6 protein-coding genes and 2 tRNA genes are annotated in these 7,035 nt (G+C 40.1%); 6 read left to right on the top strand and 2 right to left on the bottom strand.

All coding sequences use genetic code 11. From position 1 onward, the window contains the following. Positions 1–14 precede the first annotated feature (14 nt). Positions 15–1,487: a TolC family protein gene (locus KTR06_RS19540; RefSeq protein ID WP_008022404.1), complete on the bottom strand. Its 1,473-nt coding sequence runs from the start codon at positions 1,485–1,487 to the stop codon at positions 15–17. Between the two features lie 191 nt (positions 1,488–1,678). Here KTR06_RS19540 and KTR06_RS19545 point away from each other — a divergent pair, with 191 nt between their 5' ends. Together KTR06_RS19545 and KTR06_RS19550 are read left to right on the top strand one after the other, a co-directional pair. Continuing rightward, positions 1,679–3,055, top strand: a complete 1,377-nt coding sequence (locus KTR06_RS19545; protein ID WP_117809829.1) for a sigma-54 dependent transcriptional regulator — start codon at positions 1,679–1,681, stop codon at positions 3,053–3,055. Then, positions 3,052–4,341 carry a PAS domain-containing sensor histidine kinase gene (locus tag KTR06_RS19550; RefSeq protein ID WP_049702806.1) on the top strand — a complete coding sequence of 430 codons (1,290 nt, stop codon included), beginning with the start codon at positions 3,052–3,054 and terminating at the stop codon, positions 4,339–4,341. Before KTR06_RS19545 ends, KTR06_RS19550 begins: the two co-directional genes overlap by 4 nt. A 63-nt stretch (positions 4,342–4,404) precedes the next feature. Here KTR06_RS19550 and KTR06_RS19555 read toward each other — a convergent pair whose 3' ends face one another. Further along, positions 4,405–4,599, bottom strand: a complete 195-nt coding sequence (locus KTR06_RS19555) for a hypothetical protein (protein ID WP_008022408.1) — start codon at positions 4,597–4,599, stop codon at positions 4,405–4,407. A gap of 891 nt (positions 4,600–5,490) precedes the next feature. Here KTR06_RS19555 and KTR06_RS19560 point away from each other — a divergent pair. The 4 genes from KTR06_RS19560 to KTR06_RS19575 all read left to right on the top strand — a co-directional run bounded on the left by KTR06_RS19560 (position 5,491) and on the right by KTR06_RS19575 (position 7,013). Further along, a complete protein-coding gene (locus KTR06_RS19560; protein WP_217290725.1) occupies positions 5,491–6,243 on the top strand; it encodes a bifunctional 2-polyprenyl-6-hydroxyphenol methylase/3-demethylubiquinol 3-O-methyltransferase UbiG in 753 nt (250 codons plus the stop codon). Positions 6,244–6,357: 114 nt separating this feature from the next. Continuing rightward, positions 6,358–6,432, top strand: a tRNA-Pro gene (locus KTR06_RS19565). A gap of 34 nt (positions 6,433–6,466) precedes the next feature. Beyond that, positions 6,467–6,541, top strand: a tRNA-Pro gene (locus KTR06_RS19570). Positions 6,542–6,671: 130 nt separating this feature from the next. Then, positions 6,672–7,013, top strand: coding sequence for a membrane lipoprotein lipid attachment site-containing protein (locus KTR06_RS19575; RefSeq protein WP_217290726.1), 342 nt, complete (start codon positions 6,672–6,674; stop codon positions 7,011–7,013). Positions 7,014–7,035 lie beyond the last annotated feature (22 nt).

The raw sequence follows: 7,035 nt of genomic DNA on the forward strand, positions 1-7,035 counted from the left end.
CTTTTCGTTGTTCTCTATTCAATCAGAAGATGATAGTCTTCTGTCAGCATCGTATTTCGCTCAAAATCATATAGTGTCATGCTACGGAGTGTGTAATATAAACTCCAATAATTATATAAAGCCGAAATATAGTTACGGCGAGCACTGTCTTTCTCTGAAATAGAGGCATTCAAATCAAGAATAGTAGATTTACCTAATAAGTAGAGTTTGCGTGCCACTTCGCTTCTTCGTTGGGCTGTTTCATCTGTACGGGCAGCGATGCGGACACGTTGCGTTTGCAGATTGAATTGTTTGACGAGTTTACGGACGTTCAGTTCAAAGTCTGTCCGGCTCTGTTCTACTTGTGTGTACACCAAATCACGATTGGAACGGGCTACTCGTACCTGTCCTTTTCCACGCCCCCAGTCTAGGATAGGAAGAGAAATGCCGATGCTCACGTATTGCTGGTCCAACAAATTTCGATAAGCTTCGGGCAGTTTGTCAGCAGTCTGCGTCAATCCGAAACGGAGATAGATATCTGCTTTCAGGCCAGCATTGGCACGGGCTTTCGCAACTGCACTCTCACTTTCCAGTTTGCGTCTTTCCATCGTCTGTATGTCCGGACTGTTTTCGTAAGCTAAAACCAGTGCTTCATTCAGGTTCACACTGAAATCCGGAACTTGGGGACTGACAAGAACACGCAGCTCCCGGTCTTCGTGAATACCGAGATAGGAACGGAGTTCCTGCATACAATTATCCATTTCAATACGGGCATTCATGCGATTCGTCTCTTCCGTCAAACGGTTGAGTTCCAGTTGTAGCATTTCATTTTCTGTGATGGTACCTATATTATAACGGCCTTGTGCATAACGGTACAGGGTATCGGCATTGGCATAATTAAAGGAAGCAATATCGTAATCGCTTTGGGCAGTGGCCAAGGCAAAAAATTTATGAATCGCATTGGCTGATACGAGTTCGAGTGTCTCTACGTAGCTTTTCTTTGCCTCCTGATAGCGTACAGGTTCTATCCGTCTATCCCATTTCAGGCTATTGTAGCCAAAAAGAGACTGGCGATAACCTATCATAATAGGGGAAGTCTGCCATGAGTATTTATGTTCGCTGAATAAATCCATACGTTGAGCAGAGGTTTCAAGAAAGAAAGAACCACCAGTCCAGAATAAATTCTGTGAAAGATTCAAGGTTAAATCCGTATTCAATAAATTTTGTTCGACAAACTTTACCGAACCGTCCCCCATCGTTATCTTATTAATGGCACGGTTCAGATTCGGATCGGATGTCAAACTTAAAGACGGTAGATAATTGGCACGATAATATTTATAGTTCCAATATGCAGAACGGAAACTGTGACGTGCCGTTTGTGCATCGGGAGATTCCATACGGGCCATTTCTATGACTTGCTTCAATGATAACTCTGTAATTTGATTTTGAGCAATCAATAATTCTGTCGACAATAGTCCGAGATATATGAAGATTAATTTCAGATTCATTCGTTGTCTTTATTTGTTATTCATCATTCAAAAGATGTGCCATTTACATAAATCACTATCATTCAACAATTTATCAATATCCATTCTGTTGATTGTGTGTGCATATACGCACAAAATTAGTGCGCAATCGCACACACAACACATGAGATTTATCCATATCTTTGCTCCCGGAATCTAATAGATTATAAGATATGGAAGAAGTGAACAAATTAGGAAAGATACTTATAGTAGATGATAACGAGGACGTGCTCTTTGCTCTCAACCTGTTACTGGAACCTTATACGGAAAAAATAAAAGTAGCTACTACCCCTGACCGTATCGAGTATTTCATGACCACCTTTCATCCTGATCTTATCTTATTAGACATGAATTTCAGCCGGGATGCCATCAGCGGACAAGAGGGATTTGAAAGTCTAAAGCAGATATTGCAGATTGACCCACAGGCTATTGTTATTTTCATGACTGCCTATGCAGATACAGACAAAGCTGTTCGGGCCATCAAAGCTGGTGCTACTGATTTTATTCCCAAGCCTTGGGAAAAGGATAAATTGCTGGCTACGCTGACTTCAGGAATGCGATTGCGTCAGTCACAACAGGAAGTCAGCATTTTGAAAGAACAAGTGGAAGTTCTTAGTGGTCAGAATACTTCGGAAAATGATATTATTGGAGAATCATCGGTTATGCAGGAAGTGTTTACCACGATAAATAAACTAAGTAATACAGATGCCAATATACTAATTCTCGGAGAAAACGGTACAGGCAAGGACGTGATTGCCCGACTAATATATCGTTGTTCTCCACGATACGGCAAACCTTTTGTCACGATCGACCTGGGAAGTATCCCCGAACAATTGTTTGAAAGTGAGCTGTTCGGCTTCGAAAAAGGCGCTTTCACCGATGCCAAGAAATCGAAAGCGGGACGAATGGAAGTAGCAACCAACGGGACTTTATTTCTGGATGAAATTGGCAATCTATCACTTCCTATGCAATCCAAATTACTGACTGCCATCGAAAAAAGGCAAATCAGTCGTTTGGGAAGTACGCAAACCGTTCCCATTGACGTCCGTTTAATCTGCGCCACTAATGCTGATATCCGTCAGATGGTGGAAGACGGGAATTTCCGTCAGGACTTATTATATCGTATCAACACGATTGAAATACATATACCTCCACTCCGTGAACGTGGCAATGACATCATCTTGCTTGCAGATCACTTTCTGGACCGTTATACCCGTAAATATAAAAAGAAAATACACGGACTGACCCGGGAAGCCAAAAACAAACTGCTGAAATATGCATGGCCCGGAAATGTAAGGGAACTTCAACATACGATAGAACGTGCCGTAATTTTAGGAGACGGCTCCATGCTGAAACCTGAAAACTTTCTTTTTCACACCACGTCCAAACAGAAAAAAGAGGAAGAAGTGGTACTGAATCTCGAACAACTAGAACGACAGGCCATTGAGAAAGCACTCCGAATCAGCAACGGAAACATCTCCCGTGCTGCCGAATATTTAGGAATTACCCGTTTTGCATTATATCGCAAACTTGAAAAATTAGGCTTATGAAACGATTTGAGTTTAAAGTAATTCTGCACATCATAGTTATCTTTCTACTTTCCATTAGCAGTTGTCTGCTGTATCAAAGGCAGTTATGGTTCAGTACTACCGTCTGTATTCTCCTTCTAATAGGCGTCGGCATACATCTCTACCGAATACAGTTCAAACAAATCGCCTTATTACGGCAATTAACGGATGGACTCCGATACAACGATATAACGCAGAATCTTCATCCTCCTTTTAAAAATAAAATGATGGATGAGTGGGCACAGGAACTATCTAATGCATTAAAGGACTTTCGGGGAAAGCTATTGGCAGAAGAAATCAAGCATCAATATTACGAGAATTTATTGAATAAAGTAGATACCGCCGTACTCGTAACCGATGTAACCGGGCATATCGAATGGATGAATCAGGCAGCAGTCACTCATCTGGGGCAACTATCACAACTTCCGGAAGTTCTTCAGGAGGCTTCTACCAGTAATGACATATCCATTATTCGCATCGAGCAAAATGGCATCGTTCTGGAAATGGCAATTTCCTGCACCACATTTGTCACACAAGGTGCGTTCGCCACACAAAGCAAAAAGCAACGGCTAATTAGTTTAAAGAATATCCATTCCGTACTGGAACGAAATGAAATGGAAGCCTGGCAAAAGCTGATTCGTGTATTGACACATGAGATCATGAATTCCATCACTCCTATTATCTCTCTTTCGGAAACATTAAGTGAAAGAGGAATCCCCGAATCACTCGGAGAAAAGGAGTATTCTATCATGTTGCAAGCCATGCAGACTATTCACAGAAGAAGTAAAGGATTATTGGGATTTGTGGAGAATTACCGGCGACTGACACGTATTCCGACACCTGTCCGCACCAAAGTATCTGTTGCCGAATTGTTTACGGACTTAAAGAAATTATTTCCGGAAGAGTATATTCATTTCGAAATGCCCGCATCCGATTTATATTTATATGCAGACCGTGCACAGATAGAGCAAGTGCTTATCAACTTATTAAAAAATGCCCGCGAAACGTGCGAGCGGAAAGCAGATAAAGAAATACAAATAAAGTTTTTCTCTAAAGACAACCCGACATTAGCAATATCTGATAATGGTGAGGGAATTCTACCAACTGTTTTGGATAAGATTTTCGTTCCTTTCTTCACTACCAAAACATCCGGTTCGGGTATCGGATTGAGCCTGTGCAAACAGATCATGGCTTTGCATGACGGAAGTATCAACGTAAAATCAGAATTAGGGAAAGGAAGCTGTTTTGTTCTTACTTTCCCTAAATGAGAACCACCGAAAGTCTTCCGGATCCTTTAATACGATGGATTAATCTGGGCAGTAGAGGATAAATCATCCTCTGCTGCCCAGACTATTTGTATCCGGATTTAGCTCCTTTACAGCTTCTTTGACTGCTTTATGAGTCGGCTTGCGATATACTTCCGCCTGTTGAACGGGGACAATCTCATTCACCATTTTTTCATATCCTTTTTGCTCTAACAAGTGGACTTCTTTTTCACCTGTTTCTTTTTGTTTTCTTGTTTTCATAAGGCTTTTCATTTTAAAATTCTTATTTATAAAACAGAAAACATCGATAGATAGTTCATACTCACAAATTATTCGTGTACAAAGAAACCACACCCCAATATACCACACTATGGACTTGTTCATGCCGATACAAGATTTAAATTGAATAGCTACATAGTGAAAAAATATCTATCATGCTATCATTCATTTTAATAGAATTCTAATTATCAAAAGAATAAGTATGATAGATAGCTTTAAAAAAATGTATCTATCATACTTTTATTGCAAAAAACAGCTATCTATCATGCCTATACTTTGTCTATTTTAGTGTAGTATTAGGTGAGATTACCCATTTAAAGGCATAGGGATGCACGTTTTATAGGATGATAACCTGTATTTGACAGCTTAATAATCTATTGGGAACGGTGGTATTTATATAGCCCACGTATGCAGGCTGTACAGCCCACACCTGCAAACCGTACAGCCTACAGATGCGGGCTGCACGGTTTACAGGTGTGGGCTATAAACTTATCGCCATTAAAGTTGGATTATTAAGCCGTGATCATCGGATTTATACGGATTCATTGCAACAAAAACAAGCTATCTTATGCATATAGGGCCTTTATTCGACTATTCTATTGATGATAGATAACCTGTTTTTGCTGGTAAAAGTATGATAGATACATTTTTTTAAAGCTATCTATCATACTTATTCTTTTGATAATGAGAATACTATTAAAATGAATGATACTTATGATAGATGTTTTTCACTACGTAGCATTTAATTCAAATCTGTGCTCTAATGAAACAAACTTTTGAGACGGTTACCCTGATTTATGTATACCTTTTCTATAAATATATAAATTAAATCATATATTTGTGCTTTCATTCAACTCATCCTCTTATTAAATTATGAAAGAAAACAAATACGACAATAGCGATTTCTTCAGTCAATATTCTCAAATGTCCCGCTCGGTGGAAGGCTTGAAAGGAGCCGGAGAATGGCATGTATTGCAGAAAATGCTCCCCGATTTTGCAGGGAAAAGAGTTTTAGACTTAGGCTGCGGATTCGGTTGGCATTGTGTCTATGCGATAGAACACGGAGCAACACACGTTACCGGAATTGATATTTCGGAGAAAATGCTCGAAGAAGCCCAGAAAAGGAATCCTTCTCCACTCATTGAATACCAATGCATGGCTATCGAAGACTTTGATTTCCAGCCGGATACTTATGATATTGTCATCAGTTCGCTAACCTTCCATTATCTCGAATCTTTTACGGATATATGCAGGAAAATCAATAACTGCCTAACTCCGGGAGGCGCCTTCGTCTTCTCCATAGAACATCCGGTATTTACAGCCTATGGCAATCAGGAATGGTATTACGACCAAGACGGGAAGCCTATCCATTGGCCGGTAGATCGCTATTTTACGGAAGGCAGGCGCACAGCAATCTTTCTGGGCGAAGAAGTTGTCAAATACCACAAAACGCTGACTACGTATATAAACGGACTCCTTCAAACCGGATTTGAGATATGCGAACTTATAGAGCCACAACCGGACGAAAGATTGCTGGATACCATCCCGGGCATGAAAGATGAATTACGGCGTCCGATGATGCTTTTGATCTCTGCCAAGAAAAAAAGTAAAGACGCAAAGCTATGAGATTCAAGGCATTGAAAAATAATAGATAAAAAACATTCGTTTAGCTATTGTTAATTAAAAAATACTCCCTATCTTTGCACCGCTTTTGAAAAGAACAACCCTTCAAAAAAGTAGCGGGGTGTAGCGCAGTCCGGTTAGCGCACCTGCTTTGGGAGCAGGGGGTCGTGGGTTCGAATCCCGCTACCCCGACTACAAAAAAGAGGGAGTTCGGTTAAAAGTTTTTCGGGGTGTAGCGCAGTCCGGTTAGCGCACCTGCTTTGGGAGCAGGGGGTCGTGGGTTCGAATCCCGCTACCCCGACGAAAAAGAAAACGCTGATAATTAAGTTGCAAACTTGGCTATCAGCGTTTTCTTTTTTACTCAAAAACTCCAAAAGCCATCGAAGAAACAACTAAACAAGCTAAAACAAAACAACTTATAAATTATTATTATGAAAAACATTTTATTTACACTTTTTGCTATTCTGATCTTAACTAGCTGTAGTAAAGATGATGATAACTGGATCGAGCTTAACGAAAACAATATCGTGGGTAATTGGTCGACAGGCATTAAAGGCTCGCATAAGTTTTTAAATTTCGGAGACGATGACAAAGGCTCTTTTGGAATTTATAGCAATGCAGATCCCATTTCTTTCCAAACGTTCAAATACAAAGTCGAAGATAGTAAGATTTACATCTATGATGTATTCCCAAAAGGTAAGTCACCATATTATTTGGACTGTAAAATATCAAATAATAAAGGCTCACCCGATAATCATTGGGGGTATGCATAAATCTTAGCCAGTCTAAAGAGGA

It is taken from the genome of Bacteroides sp. MSK.20.12 (assembly GCF_019052435.1).
In the GTDB taxonomy this organism is placed as follows: domain Bacteria; phylum Bacteroidota; class Bacteroidia; order Bacteroidales; family Bacteroidaceae; genus Bacteroides; species Bacteroides xylanisolvens.

What these genes read in the sequence shown, in the direction of transcription:
- KTR06_RS19540 (WP_008022404.1), bottom strand. Translation starts at nt 1,487, where the DNA reads ATGAATCTGAAATTAATCTTCATATATCTCGGACTATTGTCGACAGAA.
- KTR06_RS19545 (WP_117809829.1), top strand. Translation starts at nt 1,679, where the DNA reads ATGGAAGAAGTGAACAAATTAGGAAAGATACTTATAGTAGATGATAAC.
- KTR06_RS19550 (WP_049702806.1), top strand. Translation starts at nt 3,052, where the DNA reads ATGAAACGATTTGAGTTTAAAGTAATTCTGCACATCATAGTTATCTTT.
- KTR06_RS19555 (WP_008022408.1), bottom strand. Translation starts at nt 4,599, where the DNA reads ATGAAAACAAGAAAACAAAAAGAAACAGGTGAAAAAGAAGTCCACTTG.
- KTR06_RS19560 (WP_217290725.1), top strand. Translation starts at nt 5,491, where the DNA reads ATGAAAGAAAACAAATACGACAATAGCGATTTCTTCAGTCAATATTCT.
- KTR06_RS19575 (WP_217290726.1), top strand. Translation starts at nt 6,672, where the DNA reads ATGAAAAACATTTTATTTACACTTTTTGCTATTCTGATCTTAACTAGC.